The sequence below is a fragment of the Polaromonas sp. P3_B1 genome (assembly GCF_056402935.1).
Window position 1 is genome coordinate 61,334 of record NZ_JBFUGK010000021.1, and the last position, 18,725, is coordinate 80,058.

General features: G+C 65.2%; 17 protein-coding genes. 6 read left to right on the top strand and 11 right to left on the bottom strand.

The annotated features are described in order from the left end of the window. Positions 1-126: 126 nt before the first annotated feature. The 4 genes from AC1DXS_RS13840 to AC1DXS_RS13855 all read right to left on the bottom strand — a co-directional run bounded on the left by AC1DXS_RS13840 (position 127) and on the right by AC1DXS_RS13855 (position 5,022). Positions 127-2,070: a TRAP transporter large permease gene (locus tag AC1DXS_RS13840; RefSeq protein ID WP_477738060.1), complete on the bottom strand. Its 1,944-nt coding sequence runs from the start codon at positions 2,068-2,070 to the stop codon at positions 127-129. A gap of 3 nt (positions 2,071-2,073) precedes the next feature. Further along, on the bottom strand, positions 2,074-2,700 hold the full coding sequence (locus AC1DXS_RS13845) for a TRAP transporter small permease subunit (RefSeq protein ID WP_477738061.1): 627 nt from the start codon (positions 2,698-2,700) through the stop codon (positions 2,074-2,076). A 95-nt stretch (positions 2,701-2,795) separates the two neighbouring features. Further along, positions 2,796-3,905 (bottom strand): TRAP transporter substrate-binding protein, encoded by a 1,110-nt coding sequence (locus tag AC1DXS_RS13850; RefSeq protein ID WP_477738062.1) that lies wholly within the window; start codon positions 3,903-3,905, stop codon positions 2,796-2,798. 193 nt (positions 3,906-4,098) lie between these two features. Continuing rightward, on the bottom strand, positions 4,099-5,022 hold the full coding sequence (locus AC1DXS_RS13855) for a PPK2 family polyphosphate kinase (RefSeq protein ID WP_477738063.1): 924 nt from the start codon (positions 5,020-5,022) through the stop codon (positions 4,099-4,101). A gap of 184 nt (positions 5,023-5,206) precedes the next feature. Here AC1DXS_RS13855 and AC1DXS_RS13860 point away from each other — a divergent pair, with 184 nt between their 5' ends. Both AC1DXS_RS13860 and cqsA read left to right on the top strand, forming a co-directional pair. Continuing rightward, positions 5,207-5,650 (top strand): rhodanese-like domain-containing protein, encoded by a 444-nt coding sequence (locus AC1DXS_RS13860; RefSeq protein WP_477738064.1) that lies wholly within the window; start codon positions 5,207-5,209, stop codon positions 5,648-5,650. 237 nt (positions 5,651-5,887) lie between these two features. Continuing rightward, complete coding sequence (gene cqsA / locus AC1DXS_RS13865) at positions 5,888-7,141, top strand: alpha-hydroxyketone-type quorum-sensing autoinducer synthase (RefSeq protein WP_477738065.1); 1,254 nt, start codon at positions 5,888-5,890, stop codon at positions 7,139-7,141. A 24-nt stretch (positions 7,142-7,165) separates the two neighbouring features. Here the strand turns inward: cqsA and AC1DXS_RS13870 are convergent, their stop codons facing one another. Next, positions 7,166-8,152: a response regulator gene (locus tag AC1DXS_RS13870; protein WP_477738066.1), complete on the bottom strand. Its 987-nt coding sequence runs from the start codon at positions 8,150-8,152 to the stop codon at positions 7,166-7,168. A 93-nt stretch (positions 8,153-8,245) separates the two neighbouring features. Next, a complete protein-coding gene (locus AC1DXS_RS13875) occupies positions 8,246-9,547 on the bottom strand; it encodes a sensor histidine kinase (protein ID WP_477738067.1) in 1,302 nt (433 codons plus the stop codon). A 90-nt stretch (positions 9,548-9,637) separates the two neighbouring features. Between AC1DXS_RS13875 and AC1DXS_RS13880 the strand changes: the two genes are divergently transcribed. Next, positions 9,638-10,306 (top strand): helix-turn-helix transcriptional regulator, encoded by a 669-nt coding sequence (locus AC1DXS_RS13880; protein WP_074575918.1) that lies wholly within the window; start codon positions 9,638-9,640, stop codon positions 10,304-10,306. 84 nt (positions 10,307-10,390) lie between these two features. Continuing rightward, positions 10,391-11,158, top strand: coding sequence for a type III pantothenate kinase (locus tag AC1DXS_RS13885; protein WP_477738068.1), 768 nt, complete (start codon positions 10,391-10,393; stop codon positions 11,156-11,158). A 222-nt stretch (positions 11,159-11,380) separates the two neighbouring features. Here AC1DXS_RS13885 and AC1DXS_RS13890 read toward each other — a convergent pair whose 3' ends face one another. Further along, positions 11,381-12,910, bottom strand: coding sequence for a wax ester/triacylglycerol synthase family O-acyltransferase (locus tag AC1DXS_RS13890; RefSeq protein ID WP_477738069.1), 1,530 nt, complete (start codon positions 12,908-12,910; stop codon positions 11,381-11,383). A 143-nt stretch (positions 12,911-13,053) separates the two neighbouring features. Here AC1DXS_RS13890 and AC1DXS_RS13895 point away from each other — a divergent pair, with 143 nt between their 5' ends. Beyond that, complete coding sequence (locus AC1DXS_RS13895) at positions 13,054-13,308, top strand: acyl-CoA-binding protein (RefSeq protein WP_007862560.1); 255 nt, start codon at positions 13,054-13,056, stop codon at positions 13,306-13,308. Positions 13,309-13,326: 18 nt separating this feature from the next. Here AC1DXS_RS13895 and AC1DXS_RS13900 read toward each other — a convergent pair whose 3' ends face one another. The 4 genes from AC1DXS_RS13900 to AC1DXS_RS13915 form a co-directional block, all read right to left on the bottom strand. After that, the gene (locus AC1DXS_RS13900) at positions 13,327-13,986 is read right to left on the bottom strand and encodes an HAD-IB family hydrolase (RefSeq protein ID WP_477738070.1); all 660 of its coding nucleotides are present in this window, start codon (positions 13,984-13,986) and stop codon (positions 13,327-13,329) included. Further along, complete coding sequence (locus AC1DXS_RS13905; protein WP_477738071.1) at positions 13,974-15,524, bottom strand: ArnT family glycosyltransferase; 1,551 nt, start codon at positions 15,522-15,524, stop codon at positions 13,974-13,976. The genes AC1DXS_RS13900 and AC1DXS_RS13905 overlap by 13 nt, the downstream gene beginning before the upstream one ends. A 66-nt stretch (positions 15,525-15,590) precedes the next feature. After that, the gene (locus AC1DXS_RS13910; RefSeq protein WP_477738072.1) at positions 15,591-16,544 is read right to left on the bottom strand and encodes a lysylphosphatidylglycerol synthase transmembrane domain-containing protein; all 954 of its coding nucleotides are present in this window, start codon (positions 16,542-16,544) and stop codon (positions 15,591-15,593) included. Beyond that, the gene (locus AC1DXS_RS13915) at positions 16,541-17,347 is read right to left on the bottom strand and encodes a UbiA prenyltransferase family protein (protein WP_477738073.1); all 807 of its coding nucleotides are present in this window, start codon (positions 17,345-17,347) and stop codon (positions 16,541-16,543) included. The genes AC1DXS_RS13910 and AC1DXS_RS13915 overlap by 4 nt, the downstream gene beginning before the upstream one ends. Positions 17,348-17,511: 164 nt before the next feature. On the opposite strand from AC1DXS_RS13915, the gene argE reads away from it, so the two are divergent. Beyond that, complete coding sequence (argE, locus tag AC1DXS_RS13920; RefSeq protein WP_477738074.1) at positions 17,512-18,723, top strand: acetylornithine deacetylase; 1,212 nt, start codon at positions 17,512-17,514, stop codon at positions 18,721-18,723. Positions 18,724-18,725 lie beyond the last annotated feature (2 nt).

The following is an 18,725-nucleotide window of genomic DNA, read 5'->3' on the forward strand; positions in this document are numbered from 1 at the left end:
GCGGATCAGTGCCCTGCCCACTGTAGTTGATGCAATTGACGTTTACGTAAACGTCAATCTTACTCCGTAAGCCGGGGCTGTTCAAGCACCCGCCTTGGGGTTGGGGGTTCGAAGGGGGGCGGCCGGTCAGCCGCCGCCGTACAGGAACTTCGGCAACCAGAGCGTCATGCCCGGCCAGACATACATGAAGACCATGCACAGGATCACGATCAGCATGTAGGGCATCATGCCGGCGAAGATCTGGTTCAGGGTCACGTGCGGCGGTGAAACGCCTTTGAGGTAGAAGGCGCTCATCGCGACCGGCGGCGACAGGAAGGCCGCCTGCAGGTTCACGAAAACCAGCACGCCCCACAGAATGGGATCGATCTGGAAATGCTGCAGCAGCGGCAGGAAGATGGGCACGAAGATCACGATGATCTCGGTCCACTCGAGCGGCCAGCCGAGGATGAAGATGATGGCCTGCGACACCAGCAGGAACTGCAGCGGCGTGAGTTCCATCGACAGCACCCATCTTTCGATCACGGCCTGCCCGCCCAGCAAGGCGAACACGGCCGAAAACAGCGCCGAGCCGACAAACAGCCAGCACACCATGGAGGTGGTTTTGGCGGTCAGGAAGACCGCTTCCTTGATGCGCTGGAAGTTCAGGGTCTTGGCGTGCCAGGCCATCAGGAAGGCGCCCGCCGCGCCGACCGCCGCGGATTCGGTGGCCGTTGTGATGCCGAACAGGATCACCGCCAGCACGACGAAGGTCAGGATGGCCAGCGGCATGACGGAAGACACCAGCAGGCGCAGGATCTCGAACTGCTCCGCGTCGAACTTCCAGTAGTACCAGGCCAGCAGCAGCAGGGTGACGGCGCAGGCGATCCAGAAGCCGGTGAAGAACGCCTCGGGAACGGCGGCAGTGCGCGGCCCTTCGGCCGCCGGGTCGCCGAACTGCTGCATGGGCTCGTCCTTGGCGGGGCCGGCGGCCGGCTCCCCGACGGCGCCGGGTGGGGCCGACAGCTCCTGCAAGCCGCTGGTTTCGGCCGGCGGTTCCTGCACGCCGCCGGCGGACGGCGGCGCCTGGACCGCCTCGGCGCCGGGGGCCTCCTGCAGGCCGGTGCCGGCGCCTGCCGCTGCGGGGGCCTGGGCCCGCTGGGTGACTTGCGCCGCGGCGCTGGCAACGTTGTCTTCCTGGGAGTGGATCACCACATACCACCACACGGCGCCCAGGGTAACGGCCGACAGCGCCAGCGGCACCAGCGCCAGGCCCAGGCTGCGCGCCAGCAGGCCGCGGGTGATCTTCATGCCGTCCACGCCGGCTTTCAAGGCGCGGCCGGGTGAGGCGGTGGCGGCCAGCAGCGCGGGCAGCATGCGGCGCGAATAGGCGCTGCCGATGGCGTGCAGCCAGGGCGGCACCGGCACCTGTTGCTGCTCGGGCGGTAGCTTGGGCGCGATCTTCGGATTGATCAGCACCCAGCCGATGATGTAGACGAGGTAGAGCAAGGCCAGGAAGAAGCCGGGGAACATGGCCGCCGCGTAGAGCTTGACCACCGATTGGCCGGCGACGGCGGCGTAGACGATGATCATCACCGAGGGCGGGATCAAAATGCCCAGCGTGCCGCCGGCGGTGATCACGCCGGCCGCCAGCCGCGTGTCGTAGCCGGCGTTGAGCATGGGCCGCATGGCGATCACGCCCATCAGCACCACCACGGCACCCACCAGGCCGCTGGCGATGCCCCAGAAGGTGCAGATGATCAGCGTGGTGACGGCCAGCGAGCCGGGTACGCTGCGAAAAGCCAGCTGCACGCTGTGGAACATCTTGTCCACCAGCGCGCCGCGCTCCATCACATACCCCATCAGCACGAACAGCGGGATCGACAACAGGGTTTCATTGGTCATGGCCCCGAAGGCGCGCTGCACCATGAGGTCGAAAATCTTGTTGTCCAGCCAGTGCGCCGACGGGTCGTAGAACGCGACGAAGCCGAACATGATGCCCAGGCCCATCAGGGTGAAGGCGGTGGGAAAGCCCAGCATGATCACGACCACGATCAGGCAGAGCATGGTCATGCCGAGTGCTGCATTGCTCATGATCTACCCCTTCATCCCTTTGGATTTTTCGATGGCAAGCCGCTTTGCGTCTTCGTCGACGAATTCGCTGCCGGCCAGCTGCTGGGCCACCACGTCGGCCTCCTCGGCGTCCCTGAGCCGGGGCGTCCATGCGCCGGTCCTGAGGCAGACCACGCAGCGGATCATCTCGGCGATCCCCTGCATCAGCACGATGGCGCCGGCCAGCGGGATCACGAACTTGAAGGGGTACAGCGGAATCGGGTCGGCGTTGAAGGTCTGCTCGTGGATGGACCATGAGTCGTTGAAGTAAGTCCAGCCGGCCCAGGTCAGTGCGGCGATGCCGGGCAGGAAGAACAGGAAGTACAGCACCAGGTCCAGCAGGGCCTGGGTGCGCGGCTTCATGCTGCCGTACAAGAAATCTCCGCGCACATGGCCGTCATGGGCCAGGGTGTAGGCGCCGCCCATCATGAACAGCGTGCCGTAGAGCATGTTGTTGGCGTCGAAGATCCAGGCCGTCGGCGCGTTGAGCGCATAGCGCTTGAAGACCTCGGCGCAGACCAGCAGCATCAGCACCACGATGAGCCAGGCAAAGGCCTTGCCCACCCAGGTGCTGATGGCGTCGGCGGTGTGCAGGAGACGTTGAACGTTCATGGCGGTTCCGGTGGCGTGCGATGACAAAGAAAAGCAGCCATCCAGGTGGAACCGGATGGCTGCTGTGCTTCAGGCTCAGACTCGAGCGCCGGCGGTCAGGCTTTCTTGCCGGAGAAATAATGGTTGTAGGCCATCTTGAAGTCGACGGAGTAGTCGTTGTGCCAGGACACGGCCCGCTGGGCGAACGCCTTCTGCGAATCCAGCACCTTCTGGAACAGCGGGTTCTCGCCGGCTTTTTTGGCAATGGTCTTGTCCCAGGCGTCCAGCTGGGCGCGCAGCACGGCGTCCGAGGTCTTGTAGAACTTGATCCCCTGCTTCTTCATCTCGATGTAGTCGCTGGAGTTGCGGTCTATCATCTTCCAGCTCATGTCGGCGCTGGCCGCCTGCACCGCATAGTCGATGATGGACTTGAGTTCGGCCGGCAAGGTGTTGTATTTGGTCTTGTTGAACAGAATCTCGAACTGCTCGCCGCTTTGGTGAAAGCTCTGCAGCATGCAGTTTTTCACAACGTCCGGAAAACCCAGGACCCGGTCGGAGGAGGCGTTGTTGAACTCGGCCGCGTCGATCAGGCCGCGGTCCAGGGCCGGCACGATTTCGCCGCCGGGCAAAGGATTCACCGCGGCACCCATCAGCGTGAACATGTCCACGGCCAGGCCCACCGTGCGGTATTTTAGGCCTTTGAGGTCGTCGGCCTTGGCGATGGGTTTCTTGAACCAGCCCAGCGGCTGGGTGGTCATGGGGCCGTAGAGGTAAGACACCACGTCCATGTTGATGGCCTTGTAGATTTCCTCAAGCAGGGCCTTGCCGCCGCCATAGTTGTGCCAGGCCAGCACCATGTTGGAGTCCATGCCGTAGCCGGGGCCGGAGCCCCACAAGGCCAGCGCCGAGTTCTTGCCGTAGTGATAGGCCACCACGCCGTGGCCGCCGTCCAGCGTGCCCTTGTTCACGGCCTCCAGCAACTGAAAGGCCGGCACCACCGCGCCGGAGGGCAACACCTCGATCTTCAGGCGGCCGCCTGCCATGTCATTGACCTTCTTGGCGAAGTCGTTGGCGAACTCGTGGAAGATGTCTTTGGCCGGCCAGGTGCTCTGGAAGCGAAAGGATGTTGTCTGCGCCATGGCGACCATGGGGGCTGACAGTGCGCCGGCGGCAATCGCGGCGCCTTTCAGCAGGCCGCGCCTGCGGGGGCTTTTGCTCTCGGTCATGTCTGTCTCCTGTTGTGGGAAAACATAAGAAAACTAAGAACACGCATCATTGAGCCTTGCCCAAGGCTTACAAAGAGGGTTTCCACCAACGCAGGCCGCGATGTCCCCTTTGATTACCTGCGATATGGGTGAAACTGTTTTTGCAGACCGGGTGGGAATCGCGTAACGCTTTCGTTTCGCAGCGATGGATATGTCAGGGCACTTTGAGTCCTTTCAGTGCGGCGTCGCCGGGCGGAAAGCGCAGGCCCAACTGCACCAGCGTTGCCCGCACCACGGTCGCGATCATCAGGTTGCGGTGGGTCTTGGAGTCGGCGGGCACCACCGTCCACGGCGCCCAGGGCGTGCTGGTGGCGCGCAGCAGATCCTCGTAAGCCTGCTGGTACTGCTTCCACTGCTTGCGCGCCTCCAGGTCGTCCGGGTTGAATTTCCACTGTTTCGTCGGGTCGTCCAGCCGCGCCTGCAGGCGTTCGCGCTGCTCTTCGCGGCTGATGTGCAGCATGAACTTGAGGACCACGGTGCCGGTCTGCGCGAGCAGGCGCTCGAAGTCGTTGATATGGCGGTAGCGCTGGGCCGTCTGCGCCGGCGTGATCCAGCCCTTGACGGGCGGCACCAGCACGTCTTCATAGTGGCTGCGGTTGAAGAGGGTGATTTCACCGGCCGCGGGCACCTGCTGGTGGATGCGCCACAGGTAGTCGTGCGCGCGTTCCGCTTCGTTGGGCGCCCGCCAGCTCACGGTGTGCACGCCCAGCGGGCTGATGCGGCCGAACACGCCGCGAAGCGTGCCGTCCTTGCCGGCGGTGTCGGTGCCTTGCAGGATGACCAGCAGCTTGAAGCGCTTGTCGGCGTAGAACAGGTTCTGCAGTTCGTCGAGCTCCGATGCGAGGGTGTCGACCAGGGCCTTGTCGTTCTGCTTGTCGCCGCTGGAGAAAGGCTTGGCGGCCGGGTCCAGGTCGGCCAGCGCCCAGGGCTTGCCGGCTTTTTTGCCGGAGGGCGGCAGGCCGTCCATGCTGGTCTGCGGCGGCTGCCAGCGGGCCAGCATTTTGGCCAGGGCTTTGAGGTCAGCCTTGCCGGCGGCGGTGTCGGGGAAAAGAGGCGGGTCTGTGCGCTTGGTCGGCATCGATGTCTCCAGTGCCTCGCGATGGCGGGCTTGTCGCCGTGATTGTGCATGCCGCGCACAGTTCACGGCATCGGAATAAACTTGGCTGCAGCAGGGAAGGCGCCGGCGGCTTCACGCCACTTCCCGTTCACATTTCGTTTAGCCAATTGCGTTCCCTTTCCCTTTCTTATAGACAGGCCACGACATGACAAGCCCCACCGCATCGAACACCGATTCCCCGCTCCAGGTCCGGCCCGCCGCCGGCTACGCGGGAGACATTCCCGCGCGCCTGGCGCTGCAATGGGTGCAGTCGGGCGAAGCCGTGCTGGTGGATGTGCGCACCGACGCCGAGCGCGAATGGGTGGGCTATGTGCCCGGCGCCGTGCCGCTGGCCTGGAAGCAATGGCCGGGCATGGCGATGAATGCGGGCTTTGACGAGGGGCTGAAGGCGGCCGTGCCCGCCGGCAAGAAAGCCGTGCTGCTGTGCCGCAGCGGTGTGCGTTCGGTGGCGGCCGCCAAACGCGCGGCGGAGCTGGGTCTTGAGGCCTACAACATTCTTGAGGGCTTTGAGGGTGACGCGGATGAGCACGGACAGCGCGGGCGCAAGGGCGGCTGGCGTTTGCAAGGACTGCCGTGGAAGCAGGGGTGAAAAGGGGTAAAAAATACCCAAAATGGCCTGGCTGCAACAGGGCGGCTCGTACCTTTTGTAACCTCGGCATATAAGGCAATGGCGTAGGGGCTTTGAAAAAATGAAGTGAATAGTTCACATCGCGTACGCTGAAAATTGGTGTATTAGCGCGACCCCTGTCAGTTCTGACAGGGGATAACCCGTATCAATTTGTTTGTGCGCATTCAATGGGGGTTCCTCTTTCTAACGGAGCTCCCCATGCAAGTACTCGAACGCGAAATTCCCTCCGCCGTCAAGGCGCCCATCAATCCCGCCCTGGGGGCCCAACTGAGCCAGCGTATCGCGCGCGACTTCAAGCCGCGCTGGGACCAGCAATGGGGCGGCAAGTTCATGCTCCACGGGCGCACGCCCGACTCCAACGCCATACGCCTGGACGGCAACGACTACCTGAGTATCACGGGGCACCCGCAGATCGTGCACGCCCAGGTCGAGTCCCTGCGCAAGGCGCAGGAGTTCGTGGTGCAGTCCGGCGTTTTTCACCTGAACCAGCACCCCACGCACGCGCTGGAAACGGCGCTGGCCGCCTGGGTCGGCAAGGACGACGGCTTCATCTGCCAGTCGGGCTTCTCGGCCAACGTCGGTCTGCTGCAGGCGATTGCCGACGCGCAGACGCCCATCTACCTGGACACGCTGGCCCACGCCTCGCTGTGGGAAGGCGCCCACGCGGCGCGCGCGCCGGCCTTCGCGTTCCGCCACAACGACCCGGCCCACCTGGCCCGCATGATCGCCCGCAACGGCCCGGGCATCGTGGTGGTGGACTCGGTTTACAGCACCACCGGGGCCCTTTGCCCGCTGGTGGAGATGGTGGACGTGGCCGAGGCCGGCGGCTGCATGATCCTGGTCGACGAGTCGCATTCCCTGGGCACGCACGGCCCCAAGGGGGCGGGCCTGTGCGCCGAGCTGGGCCTGACGGACCGGGTGCATTTCATCACCGCCAGCCTGGCCAAGGCCTTCGCGGGCCGCGCGGGCTTTTTCACCGCGCCGGCCCACATGCGCTACTACATCCTGTGTTCGAGTTTTCCCAACATCTTCAGCTCCAGCCTGCTGCCGCATGAGATCGCCGGCCTGGCCGCCACCCTGGAACTGATCAAGGACAGCGACGACGCGCGCAAGCGCCTGCATGCGAACACACGCCGGCTGCGCGCATCGCTGAGCGAACTCGGCTACCCCATCCACCAGGGCAGCCAGCAGATCATCGCGCTGGAAGTGGGCTCGGAAAGCGACACCATGGTGCTGCGCGACCGGCTGGAGGAGCGCAATGTGTTTTCGTCGATGTTCTGCGCGCCGGCCACCAGCGCCAAGCGCGCCATGATGCGCATGACCTTGAACGCCGGCCTCATGGATTCAGAGCTGGACCACGTGGAAGCCGTGGCGCGGGAGATCGCGCCCATCGTCAAGCCCTGGGACTGGCCGATTGCGCGACGCGCCCGCGCCGGCCAGGCCGAGGCATGAGTGCGCAGCCGGATGGCGCGCAGGCTAGTCCTGCAGCTGGCGCTCGCCCGAGGTGGCGATAAAACGCTCGTGGCTGGTCATGAAGCCCGGGCTGAAGGTCTCGCCGACGCTGAACAGCGCGGCGTGCAGCACGGCCGCGCCCGAAGCGATCGCGAAAGCCTGGCGCGGCTGCGGCTTCTGGCCGGCGCCCAGTGCCAGCTGCAGTTCCAGGTCTATGAGTTTTTTGCCCGCGGCGACGTCGGCCACGGTGGCCGCATCCCAGCCCTGGGACTCGGCGATCTCCGCGAGCTCGCGCAGGTTGCCCGCCGGCTCCAGCTGCAGCCAGCTGGCGCTGCCTTTGCGGTCCAGGGCCAGCACGCCGAAAGGCGCGCCTATGACCACATGCTCTATCCAGCCCTGGCGCAGCGCCAGGTTTTCCAGTTCTTGCGCAATCGTGGGTTCGCACAGCAGGGCGTGCTGCTCGCGCGACAGCGTGGCGCGCCAGGTCTGCTGGTGCCGGCCGTCGGGCTGGCGCAGCAGTGCCTGGATGGCGTCGGTCAGGCGCAAGCGGATTTCGGGGGACTGCTTGGGAATGAACTGCTCGATCAGCCCGCGGTTGAAGGCCGACACGGCAAGCTGCTCGTCGGCGCGGCCGGTCAGCAGCACCCGCGCGCCGGACCAGCCCGTCAGCTCGCTGAGCACCCGCAGGCCGCTCATCGCCGGCATCGAATAGTCGACCACGCAGACCTGCGTGAGGGCAAAACGCGCCGTGCCGTCTTCGCGCCAGTACTCCAGGATTTGCGGGATCAAGGCCGAGCCTTCGCGCCAGCGATTGATGATCTCCTGCTGACGCCAGGCGTCGGCTTCCCAGCGAGCCGGTTCTTTCAGCAACAGGTCGATGCAGGCCACTGGTCGCAGGAACAGGCGCACATACCAGTCCAGCGGCATGACCTCGGCCAGCATTTCGAGGTAGTCCGGGTCGTCGTCCAGAAAGACCACGCCTCCCGGCCGGCGGTAAAGTGCAAAGGACATGGTTCTCGTTTTATGAATGGTTGTCAAAAGCGGTCATACACGGTCTCTAACAGGCTAACAGGTAACGGGCCATTCGAGGCCAATCCGGCGGCATCAGGCCGCAATGGGCAGCTCGATGGTAAAAACGGCGCCCACGGCAAACTCGGATTTCACATGAATGTTGCCGCCTGCACTTTGTACCACTTGCTGGCAAAACGCCAAACCCAGCCCGTGGCCGGTGCCGCGGTTGCTGGAGAAAAAAGGTTTAAAAATCTGCGGCAGCAAGGCGGGGTCTATGCCCATGCCTTCGTCCGCCACGATGATGCGGCCGCGCTGCCGAGCCTGCGCCACCTCGATGCGCAGCGCGCCGGCGGGGTATTTCGAGTCGGCCGCCATCAGGGAGTGCAGGGCGTTCTTGATCAGGTTGTCCAGCACCTGGGAGAACTGGGTGGCCGAGGAACGGAAACTGAAGTCCTCATGAACCACCACCTTGACGCACTCGCGCTGGCGGCTGGACTGGTAGGGATAGGCCACCACCACCTCCTGCACCACCTTGCTGGCCCAGACCCGCTCGGTGTAGCGCGGCAGCTGCAGCAGCTTGGCGTTGGCGATCTGCGTGTCGATCTGGTGGTTCATGTTGCGCACCAGGGCGTGCAGGCGCAGCGCGAGTTTGTCCAGCTGCTGCCCGCGCGGGTTGTCGGGCTGGCGCTGCACCTCCAGCTGGATCGCGTCGCCCAGCAGTGCGGCCGTCGACAGCGGCGTGCGAAGCTCATGCGCCATGATGCCGATGGTGGTCAGCGTGCTGGAGAGCTGCTCGCGCCGCAGGTTGGCCGAAGACAGGTTGAGCACCAGGGCGATCGACCAGGCGAAGGCGATCACCACGGCGTGAACGGCGCGCTGCTCCGGCGGCAGCAGCGGCACGGCCGGCCCCACCGCCAGGAAGGCGGCAAAGGCCAGCAGGCCGCCCGTGATGGTGCCCAGCGTGGCCAGGCGCCAGTCGGTCACGTGGTAATAGATCAGCACCATGGCCGCCATGGTGGCCAGCCACACCGTGCTGCCGCTGTTGCACAGGTACATCCAGCTGAACATCACCGGCAGCTCCAGCCAGAACACCAGGCCGAACACCCGCTGCGCCAGGCGGCTGCTCGGGTCGTGGTTGACGCGGCGCGTCATCAGGCTGTAGCCCAGCAGGCTGGCCACCACGCGCAGGGGCAGGTTCTCGTAGGGCTGCGGCAGCCATGCCGACCAGATCCAGGCGAACAGGGCGTTGCCCGAAAAAAAAGAAAGTCCCAGCCACCACAGGCGCCGCGGCGATGGATGCAAAATGGGTTCCAGCGGGGCGAGTACCAGCTCCTCGCGCAGCCAATGAAGCAGGGGGCGCTGCGCCAGCCACGCATGGAAGCGGGCGCTCCTCACTTTAAGAATCTCTCCAGCACAACAGGGAACCAGACTGATGATGCATTTGACATGTGACTGTATTGTCCCGGTTCTTTTTCCGTCAAGCTAATGCTATTACCTGCCAACTTTGACAGCGTGAGCCTCGATGGCGTCATCAGCGACTGGCTGTGCGCCCTGCGCGAATTCTCGGTCGAAGCCCTCATGGTGCTGGGCCCCGACCCTTTTGCGGGCCAGGAGGACCGGCTGGTGCTGGCCATACACCCTCCGCGCCTGCTGGAAGCTGCCGAGGCCCTGGCCGAGAGCCGCGACTTCGGCGCACCCTGGCGCGACTCCGACGCGCCGCTGGTTGCCTGGCAGGATATCTCCAAATCGGCCTTCGAGAGCCTGGGCCGCTGGCGCCGGCTCTGGCTGGCCCACGGCTACCAGAGCGTGGTCCGCATCGCCTTTCCGCTCACCGTGGGCCGCGCCTTCGAGTGCTACCTCTTCAGCCCGCGCCAGTGGCACGACCGCAGCGAGGCGGCCCTGCTGGCCTGGTCGGCGCTCAACATCTGGCCGCTGCTCAAGCGCGCGCTGGCCGAGGCGCGCAGCCCGCTCAGCCCGCGTGAACTCGAGTGCCTGAGCCTGGCCTTCCAGGGCATGACGGCCCGCGAGAGCGGCGAACTGCTGGCCTGCAGCGAGCGCACCGTGAACTTCCACCTCTCCAATGCCATGACCAAGCTCAGGGTCGACAACAAGCTGGCCGCCATCCAGCGCGCCTGCTGGTTTGGTTTGATTTGACCCTGCATTCTCCGCAAAGCTCTACTGGAAAACCTTTAGGCGGGCAGGCGCGGGCCGGCGCCAAACCTGTTCATAATCCGCCAAATGACCTTCCTAGCGCTTGATGTGGGTAACACCCGCCTGAAATGGGCCCAGTACGAGGCGCCCGCGGCCGGCGCCAAGCTGATGGCACAGGGGGCGGTGTTCCTGGAAAACATCGACAGACTCGCGGAAGAAGAATGGAACGGCCTGCCCGTGCCTTCGCGCATCCTGGGCTGCATCGTCGCCGGTGACGCCATCAAACGGCGCGTGGCCGAGCAGATGGAGCTCTGGGACGTGGCGCCGCGCTGGGTGGTTTCAAGCCCGCAAGAGGCGGGCGTGAGCAACGGCTATGAACATCCGGCCCGCCTGGGCGCCGACCGCTGGGTCGCCATCATTGGGGCGCGGCATCGCCTGCTGGCGCGCGGCGTGCACAAGCCCTGCGTGGTCGTCATGGTGGGCACCGCTGTCACCGTCGAGGCTATCGATGCGTCCGGAAAATTCCTGGGCGGCATCATCCTGCCGGGCCACGGCATCATGCTGCGCGCGCTCGAATCCGGCACGGCCGGTCTGCATGTGCCCACCGGCGACGTGCGCGACTTCCCCACCAACACCAGCGACGCGCTGACCAGCGGCGGCACCTTCGCGATTGCCGGTGCCGTCCAGCGCATGGTGGAAAACATCACCCGCCACTGCGGCGAAACGCCCGAATGCATCATGACCGGCGGCGCGGGCTGGAAGATGGCGCCCAGCATGTCGGTCAAATTCGAGCTGGTGGACAGCCTGATTTTTGACGGCTTGCTCGAAATCGCTTCACGCCGCTTCGCGTCCTGAAGCGGCGGCGGCAGGTCCGTTGACAAAAGCCGGGGGCGCTGTTCTGGCTACGCACAGACCTTGCTATTTCGTACGCCGCCGGCCCTCACCCTAACCCTCTCCCAGAGGGAGAGGGAACAAGATTTTTTTACGCCTTCACCTTTGTGCATGAGGTAAACCCTCTTGCTCCCTCTCCCTCTGGGAGAGGGCAGGGGGTGAGGGCCAGGGGCCTGTGCATGGCGCTCACTCTCCCCAGGGCAGCATCAGGGTCACGATAGAGAGTTTCGCGAACTCCGGCACAAACTCGTCGATGATGCGCTGCGGCTCCGGGCACAGCGTGCTGTCGGTGATCACGCCGAACTGCACGCCGCCGCCGTAGCTCAGGATGGACACACCCAGGCCCATGTCGCCCGACTGCGGCACCCAGAACATGCTTTGCTCCAGCGTGGAGCCGCAGAACTTGAGCTTCTCGCGCGGGCCCGGCACATTGGTCATGACCGCCGTGGTCTTCTTGGCAAAGAGGTTGAGCATCATGTCCTGCGCCGGCTTGATCAACAGGCCCGCCACCGCCAGCAGGCTGAAGGCCAGCAAGGGCTGGTAGCTGCCTTTGAGCGCGGCCATGCGGCGGCGCACTTCGTAGACGCGCTCGATCGGGTTGTCGATGCCTATGGGCAGCACCAGCGGCACCAGGCCGAAGCGGTTGCCCAGCTTGTGCGCCTGGTCCAGCGGCCGCAGGTTCACCGGCACCATGGCGCGTATCTCCTGCCCCGCCACGTCGTCGCCAAAGGTTTTGAGGTACTCGCCCAGGGCGCCGGCCACGCAGCTGAGCAGCACGTCGTTGATCGAGCAGTTGAGCGCCTTGCCCACAGCCTTGACCTCGTCCAGCGGGATGGGCTGGCACCAGGCCACTTTTTTGGCGCCGCCGGGCTTGCCCTTGAGCCGGGTTTTCGAATCGTCGGGCATCAGGGCCAGTGCGGCTGAATCGGACAGCAGCTGGAACAGCACCTTGGCCATGTCGAAGGAGCCGCTCACGCCTTGCTCCATGCCTTTTTTCGGATCGCCCAGCATGCCCAGCGAGCGCGCCGCGCCTTCGCCCACGGCGCCCAGCGCCTTGACCGTGATGTCGGTGAAGGGCTTGAGCAGGGTGTCGGTGATCCAGTCCTCCGGGCCCGCGGCGGCGGCCTTCTTGCGCCGCTCGGGCGGCGGTGCGCCGCCGTCGACCAGCGACATGGTCACCGAAATCAGTGCGATGCCGTCGGCGATGCAGTGGTGGATGCGCACGATCATCGCGCTGCCCTTGACGCCGTCGGGCCCGGTGTAGTCCTCGACCAGGTGGATCTGCCACAGGGGGCGTTTGGGGTCCAGGCGCTCGGTGGCCAGCTCGGCCACGCGATCCTGCAGGGCCTGTTCCTGGTTGGCCGATTTGGGCAGCTTCTCGGCCACCACATGGTGGGCCAGGTCGAAGTTGCGGTCCATCACCCAGGTGGCGCCGGCCGCGTCTTCCATCACACGCTGCTTGAAGCGGTCGTACTTGAGCAGGCTGTTTTCAATACGTTCGCAGACCGCCGCGTGCTTGACGCCGGGCGCCAGCTGCCATACGCCCACGATCATCATGAGGTTGGCATCGTTGTCCATGCGCAGCCAGGCCGTGTCGACCTTGCTCATGCGCTCCCCTGAAATACCCAGGGTTCCCGAGACAGCCCGCTTGACGTTCTTCTGGACGTTCTTTGCCACTTTCCGGCCGGCGGCCTGGGCGGTAACGCGTGTAACCATGAGCACTCCCGATGCAAAACTTCTGAGAATCCATCCCGGATGGGGTAAGTTCCCTATTTTGATGGGAACGGCCTCGCTAAGATACCGGGCAGTTACCCCAAGCACCTCATTGGTGACCCACTTCTAAAAACGGAGATCCCCTTATGTCAGACCTGAAAGCCGCCTTCGACAAAGCCATGGCCGATTCGAAAAATCTCAGCGAGCGTCCTGACAACGCCACGCTGCTGAAGATTTACGCGCTCTACAAGCAAGGCAGCAGCGGCGACAACAACGACAAGAAGCCAGGCTTCGGCGACATGGTCGCGCGCGCCAAGTGGGATGCCTGGAACAGCCTCAAGGGCACGTCGCAGGACGATGCGATGCAGCAGTACATCGATCTGATCGCTGATTTGAGCTGAGTTTTTTAAGCGATTGCATCACCCGCTCCAGGGTGCCCCCCGATACCAGGCGTATCGGGCCAAGCTCAACATAGGCTTGTCGCCGGACGTATCGCCGTAGGCATACAAAGTCACCCCTTCCAGCCCGGGGGGGCCGAACCGCTCAGTCGCCCACTCCCGCAGCCGGATGACTTTTTGCTCACCATGGCAGTTGGGCGTTCGCATGCGCCCCGTGAGGTGGCGAGCCTGAGCTTCGCCCGCCACTTCCATTTCCGTGCAGAGCAGCGCATCAAAGCCCAGTTGTTGCGCGACCTTCTTCAGGTAGATGTCGGGCGAAGCGCTCACCATGACGCAGCAGTGCCCGGCTTCGCGGTGCCAGGCCAGGCGGGCCATCGCGTCTTCGCGCAGTTGGCCGGGGAAGTCCTTGGCCAGCCATTGCGCGGTCCAGTCTTCCATCTCGGCAAGGCTGCGGCCGGCCAGCGTGGCCTGCATGAGTTTGCTTTTGGCGACGTGGTTGGGCACCAGGCGCAGCGCATAGCCGGCCAGCCAGGGTGAGCAGCGCAGCAGGGCCCACATAAAGCGAGGCCAGCCCAGGCCGCGCGCGAGAAAGACCGTGAAGGTGTCGCGCCGGGTCAGCGTGCCGTCGAAGTCAAAGGCGGCGACGGCAGGGCCTGCCTCGGGGGCGCTTACCTCGGGCATCGCACCTGGCCGCAGTAGCGTTCACAGAACGGGCAGCCTGTCATGGGCAGCCAGCCGGGAATATTGAAATAGCGCTTGAACACCGTGCCCAGCACGCCTTCGCGATACGCCTGGTAATTGAAGCCCGTGCCTTCGACGGCGTAAAACGGCACGCCGCTTTGCTCGAAGTTCAGCACGCGCACCGAGGCGAAGTAGGGCGCGAATTCTTCCAGCCGCGGCTTGTCGGCGAGGATGATGCGGATCGTCTTGCCCTGGTAGAGCGAAAAATCAACCAGCATGTCGTCCTGGCGCGCGTGGAACTTGCCGACGCCGAAGACCGGCATGTACTGGCGGCGCTCAAACCCGAAGATGGATGCCGGTGTGTAGGCCTCACCCATCAGCACCACGCCGGGCGCCGTGACCTGCTTGAGCATCTCGGCGGTCTTGTAGCTGCGAACGATCTGGGGATAGAGCTTGGACAAAGGCGGTGTTGAGCGCCAGGTGTCCAGCGTGGTCATGTACAGCCCCGCGACCACCAGCACATGCAGGCCGGCGAACACGGCCAGCCCCCTGGCGCAGGCCCTGAGTTTGTCAGCCGGCAGGGCAAAGGCCAGGAAGGCAAAGCCAAAGGGGTAAAACGACAGCACCCAGTGCAGGCCGATGATTTTTTTGGCCGACAGCAGCGCGAAGAACAGCAGCGGCACCACCACCAGGCAGGCCAGCAGGCGCTGCGATCTTGCGGCCGCCAGCAGCGCCCGGCGGTAACGCACGGCCATCCACAATGCGGGCGGCGTGATGAGGTAGACCATCATGCCGATGTAAGTCAGCGGCTTGCGCCATTCAAACGTCGCATCCTCATTGCGGTTGTAGACGTTGAACATGATGTTGGACCAGCCATGCGACATGTTGTAGGCGATGTTGATCGCCGGGCCGGGCAGGGCGCACAGCACCAGCAAGGCAAAACCGGCCAGGCGCTCGCGGCGGTACAGCACAAAGTAGACGAGGTAGCTGAAGCCCAGCACCACCGAGAAATACTTTGAGAGAAAAGCGCAGCCGAGGAACACGCCGGACAGCGCATACAGGCCCCAGGCGGCGCGGTCCAGCTGCGTGCGGCGCTCGGCGCGCATCAGCGCGGCGACCGACAGCACCGACCAGAAGATCAGCGGCGTGTCGGTGGTGATCAGGGTGTTGAGCCAGTTCAGCGGCGCCAGCCAGAAAAACAGCACGGCCCAGGCGGCGCGCACCCTGTCGACGCCTTTGAGCGCCCACCACAGCGCCGCGCCCAGCGCCAGCGGCAGCAGCACGATGGGCAGGCGTATGGACCAGAGGCTGTCGCCCAGCGTGGCGCGCATCAGTGCGATCAGCCAGCCCACCATGGGCGGGTGGTCTGAATAGCCCCAGTCGGGGTACACCCCCCACCAGTAGAAAAAGGCTTCGTCGCCGGTGACGGGGAAGCTCGCGGAAATCCATAAGCGCAGCAGCAGCGAGAGCAAGCCGGCCCCTAACAGCCAGCGGCTCAGCGTGACGGGGAAAGCAGCAGGATCGTGGTTCTGGGACATGAAGGCTCGAAAGGGGACGGCGCCGGCGGCAAGGCGGCCGCGGGCAAAAATAGCGCTTGGGGCAGGCTAGCGAAAGCTGATTTCCCTGCGGATGGCCGCACTATAAAGCAAGGCCAGCACGCCAATGGCCACGGCCAGCCACAGCGTGAGCAGCCGCGCCAGCACGGTAATGGCCAGCGCCGCGGCGGGCGCGGCGCCGTGGGCCACCAGCAGGCCCGTCAGTACGGCTTCGGTGCCGCCCAGGCCGGCAGGCAAGGCGGACAAAGCACCAGCCACCATGGCCACGGCGTAAAAGCCCGTGGCCGTCAGCAACTCCAGCGGAACGCCCATGCCGCGGCAGATCAACCAGACCGCAACGCCCTGCGCCGCCCAGGCCGCAAGCGTCAGCCCCAGCCAGAGCCAGGGGCGCAGCGCCAGGCAATGCCAGGCCTCCCGCAGCCAGGGCAGGCGTTCAAAAAGCCGGGCGCGGTGTTTGAAAAGCAGGCCCAGCACGGCGAGCAACACCAGCGCCGCGATCGCCAGCAGCACACCCAACAGCGTGGATACGGCCTGCACGGCAGGATGCCGCAGCACCCAGCCAGCGGCCGGCAGGCACAGCAGCAGCAGGCACAGCAGATCGGCCAGCCGTTCGGCCCCGAAGATGGCCAGGCTTTGCCCGGCGCCCAACGGCTGGCGCGCCAGCATCAAGCCGCGCGCCGCTTCGCCGACATTGCCGGGCGTGGGGGTGAAGGCATAGCCCGACAGGTACAGGCGCATGCCCTGCACCAGTCCGAAATGACGGCCGTAATGCGCCATCCAGAGCCGCCAGCGCAAGCCGCGCAGCAGGTAGTTGAGCAGGCACAGGCCCGCGGCCTGCGCGCCCGTCCACGACCACAGCAGGGCCAGCGAGGCTTTGGGGCTGTCGCCCCAGACCAGCAGCGCGGCCGCATAGGCCGTGGCCACCACGCCCAGCACCAGCAGCAGGCGCTTGAAGGGAAGGCCCGCCGCAACCGGCGCGGAGGAAGCGGGCGCGGGCTTCACAGCCAGCGGCTCAGGAAAATGGCCAGCCAGAGCGCGCCGGCCCCCAGTATCCAGGGATCGCGCAGCATGTCGCGCGCCACGTCTTCACCATGGCCGCGGTGCACCTGGTAGGTGTAGCGCAGCATGCCGAAAATCACCACCGGCACGGTGTAGAGCAGGCGCTCGCCGTGCTGCAGTTGCGCCTCGGGGCTGGTGGCGAACAGGCTGTAGGTGGTCAGCGTGGCGGTCATGGTCACGGCCATGAAGGTATCCAGCAGGGCCGACGGGTAGTGGGCCATCACCGCGCGCTGGCTGGCCTCTTCGTGAAAGCTTTCGGCCTTGCGTTTGGCAAAGCCGAGGAACAGGGCCACAAAAATGCCGGTCAGCAGCAGCCAGCGCGAGGGCGGGATGCCGACGGCCACGGTGCCGGCCAGAATGCGCAGCATGAAACCCGAGGCGATGATGGACACGTCGACCACCGGCACCTGCTTGAGCCGCCACGAATAGGCGAGATTGAGCAGCACATAGGCCGCCAGCAGGCCCAGCAGGATACGGTTGCCCGCCGCCAGCAGCAAGCCCGCCACCAGCAGCAGGCACGCCAGCACCAGCGCCACGGGCACGGCCACCGCACCGCTGGCCAGGGGCCGCAGGCGCTTTGTGGGGTGCAGCGCGTCGCTGGCGCGGTCATGCCAGTCATTGATGATGTAGACCATGCTGGAGAGGCAGCAGAACGCGGCAAAGGCGTGGAAGACGCGCCAGTCCAGCGCCATGTCCTGCCAGTTCTGGCTGAACACCAGGCCCGCGAACACAAAAACGTTCTTCACCCACTGATGCGGCCGCATGAGCCTGACCAGAGCCTGCAAGGAAAAAGACGAAGAGGATGAAGAAGACGAAGAGGACATCGAAAAGGGCGCGAACACCCCCTGGGGAAGCGGGCTTCAAGCATAACTGAGCGCTGCGGATTCCCGAATACGGCCAAAATGGGGCCATGGCTCTCGCATCTTCCCCCCTTTCTTCCCCCGTCACCATGCCCGCGGCCCCTGCCGTCTCGCCCCGCGCCCTGGAATTGATCCAGGCCCTGGTGCGCATGAACACGGTCAGCGACAACAGCAACCTGGAGCTGATCCACTTCGTGCGCGACGAACTCGCCCGGCTGGGCGTTGCCAGCCGCATCACCACCAACGCCGGCAAAACCAAGGCCAACCTGTTCGCCACGCTGGGCGAAGGCAAGCCGGCCGGCATCATCCTGTCGGGCCACACCGACACCGTGCCCTGGGACGGCCAGGCCTGGACGCTGGACCCGCTGTCGGCCGCCATCGAAGGCGGCCGGCTCTACGGTCGCGGCAGCTGCGACATGAAGGGCTTTATCGGCATGGCCCTGGCCCACGCCGGGGACTTCCTGAACAGCCAGGCGCCCTTTGCGGTGCACCTGGCGCTGAGCTACGACGAGGAAGTCGGTTGCCTGGGCGTGCGTGAACTGATCGCCGACATGAAGGACGCGGGTATCGCCCCGCTGGCCTGCATCGTCGGTGAGCCGACCAACATGGTGCCGGCTACCGCGCACAAGGGCGTGTACCGCTACAAATGCTGCGTGCGCGGCAAGGAGGCGCATTCCTCGCTCACGCCGCAGTCGGTCAACGCCATCGAGATGGCGGCGCGCGTGGTCGGCAAGCTGCGCGACATGGCCGAGGGTTTTGAAGCCAGCGAGCCGCGCTACGAGGGCTTCGATGTGCCTTTCAGCACCGCCAGCGTCGGGCAGTTCCACGGCGGCATCGCCGACAACGTGGTGCCGCGCGACGCCGAGTTCCGTTATGAATTCCGCAACCTGCCCACGGCAGACGCGCATGCGATGCAAAAAGAGATTCTGGCCTATGCGGAGCGCGCGCAGCCGGCGATGCAAAAAGTCGCGCCCGATGCGGGCTTCAGCTTTGAGACGATTTGTGAGGTGCCGGCCTTCCTCGGCTCGGCCGGCGACGACGTGACCCGGCTCGCGCAGCGCCTGGCCGGCACGCGGGACACCACGCTGGTGGCCTTCGGCACCGAAGCCGGCATCTTCAAGGGCGCGGGCATTCCCACCGTGGTGTGCGGGCCCGGCAGCATCACCCAGGCGCACCAGCCCGACGAATTCGTGAGCCTGGAGCAGCTGGCACGCTGCCAGGACTTCATGAAGGGCCTGGTGAACACGCGCGAGCTGCGCTAGGC

Excerpts from the sequence above, each read along its gene's own strand:
- AC1DXS_RS13840 (WP_477738060.1), bottom strand. The coding sequence starts at position 2,070 with ATGAGCAATGCAGCACTCGGCATGACCATGCTCTGCCTGATCGTGGTC.
- AC1DXS_RS13845 (WP_477738061.1), bottom strand. The coding sequence starts at position 2,700 with ATGAACGTTCAACGTCTCCTGCACACCGCCGACGCCATCAGCACCTGG.
- AC1DXS_RS13850 (WP_477738062.1), bottom strand. The coding sequence starts at position 3,905 with ATGACCGAGAGCAAAAGCCCCCGCAGGCGCGGCCTGCTGAAAGGCGCC.
- AC1DXS_RS13855 (WP_477738063.1), bottom strand. The coding sequence starts at position 5,022 with ATGCCGACCAAGCGCACAGACCCGCCTCTTTTCCCCGACACCGCCGCC.
- AC1DXS_RS13860 (WP_477738064.1), top strand. The coding sequence starts at position 5,207 with ATGACAAGCCCCACCGCATCGAACACCGATTCCCCGCTCCAGGTCCGG.
- cqsA (WP_477738065.1), top strand. The coding sequence starts at position 5,888 with ATGCAAGTACTCGAACGCGAAATTCCCTCCGCCGTCAAGGCGCCCATC.
- AC1DXS_RS13870 (WP_477738066.1), bottom strand. The coding sequence starts at position 8,152 with ATGTCCTTTGCACTTTACCGCCGGCCGGGAGGCGTGGTCTTTCTGGAC.
- AC1DXS_RS13880 (WP_074575918.1), top strand. The coding sequence starts at position 9,638 with ATGCTATTACCTGCCAACTTTGACAGCGTGAGCCTCGATGGCGTCATC.
- AC1DXS_RS13885 (WP_477738068.1), top strand. The coding sequence starts at position 10,391 with ATGACCTTCCTAGCGCTTGATGTGGGTAACACCCGCCTGAAATGGGCC.
- AC1DXS_RS13890 (WP_477738069.1), bottom strand. The coding sequence starts at position 12,910 with ATGGTTACACGCGTTACCGCCCAGGCCGCCGGCCGGAAAGTGGCAAAG.
- AC1DXS_RS13895 (WP_007862560.1), top strand. The coding sequence starts at position 13,054 with ATGTCAGACCTGAAAGCCGCCTTCGACAAAGCCATGGCCGATTCGAAA.
- AC1DXS_RS13900 (WP_477738070.1), bottom strand. The coding sequence starts at position 13,986 with ATGCCCGAGGTAAGCGCCCCCGAGGCAGGCCCTGCCGTCGCCGCCTTT.
- AC1DXS_RS13905 (WP_477738071.1), bottom strand. The coding sequence starts at position 15,524 with ATGTCCCAGAACCACGATCCTGCTGCTTTCCCCGTCACGCTGAGCCGC.
- argE (WP_477738074.1), top strand. The coding sequence starts at position 17,512 with ATGGCTCTCGCATCTTCCCCCCTTTCTTCCCCCGTCACCATGCCCGCG.